This window comes from Parafrankia sp. FMc2 (assembly GCF_041008525.1).
Taxonomy (GTDB): Bacteria; Actinomycetota; Actinomycetes; order Frankiales; family Frankiaceae; genus Parafrankia.
The window spans coordinates 1-903 of record NZ_JBFLUG010000445.1; the positions used below are offsets into that span (position 1 = coordinate 1).

2 protein-coding genes are annotated in these 903 nt (G+C 74.2%); both read right to left on the reverse strand.

Going from position 1 to position 903, the window contains the following annotated elements; translation table 11 throughout:
* Window positions 1-103: 103 nt before the first annotated feature.
* On the reverse strand, window positions 104-475 hold the full coding sequence (locus AB1460_RS37850; RefSeq protein ID WP_368967398.1) for a hypothetical protein: 372 nt from the start codon (window positions 473-475) through the stop codon (window positions 104-106).
* A gap of 216 nt (window positions 476-691) precedes the next feature.
* Window positions 692-903, reverse strand: a 212-nt coding sequence (locus AB1460_RS37855) for a hypothetical protein (RefSeq protein WP_368967399.1), incomplete at its 5' end; no start/stop codon positions are given.

Here is a 903-nt window from a genome sequence, read left to right on the forward strand (position 1 = left end):
CTCGCTGGCGACGTAGCGGGCGGAGTACACGGGCGATCACCTCCCTACGGGAAGTGTGATCTATCAAGTCGTCATGATCCATAGGTTTTGCCTCTCGTGAGGGTCAGGCGACGGCGACGGCGACGCCCATGAGTGCCTGCTCGGGTTCGTCTCCCTCGGCGGTGATCTCGACCTGTTCGGCGATCCGGGCCCGGTAGGTCGGGCCGGCGCGGTCGATCAGGACGGTCCAGGCGTGCCGCTCGCCGGCCGGCGGTGCGGTGGTGGGCAGGGTGGGGAGCGGGCCCGTCGGGTCGCGGGCGAGGGCGGCGGCGTGCATACCGGCGTGGTCGGCGACGCACGCGGCCGCGGTCGGCATGGAGATGCGGCCGGTGCCGCAGGTCCAGCAGGTCCACGACCAGGAGCCGGCGGACTCGGTCAGCCGCAGGTCGTGGTCCGGATCGGCCTGCGGCTGCGCCGGGACCGGCGGCGCAGCCACGGCCGGCAGGTCAGGCACGGCCGGGGGCGGCCCTGGTCGTCCACGCCGGTCCAGCCGGTACAGGTCGGGCTGTGCGCCGGTGCCGGCGGTGTGGCGTCCTCGTCGGGCCGGTCCTCGCTGGCGACGTAGCGGGCGGAGTACACGGGCGATCACCTCCCTACGGGAAGTGTGATCTATCAAGTCGTCATGATCCATAGGTTTTGCCTCTCGTGAGGGTCAGGCGACGGCGACGGCGACGGCGGCGGCGGGCCGGAGATCCGGCTGCGCCTGCGGGGCCGGCGGGCTCGGCTCGAGCGCCGCGGTGGGCTGGACGAACAGGCGCAGGGCGAGCTGGCGCCAGGGCGGGTTGTCCCAGGGGCGCGGGCGAGCGCGGCGGGTGGTGGTGACCAGGTGCAGGCGTGAGGCGCCGGGGGCGGGTGCGGCCGGCG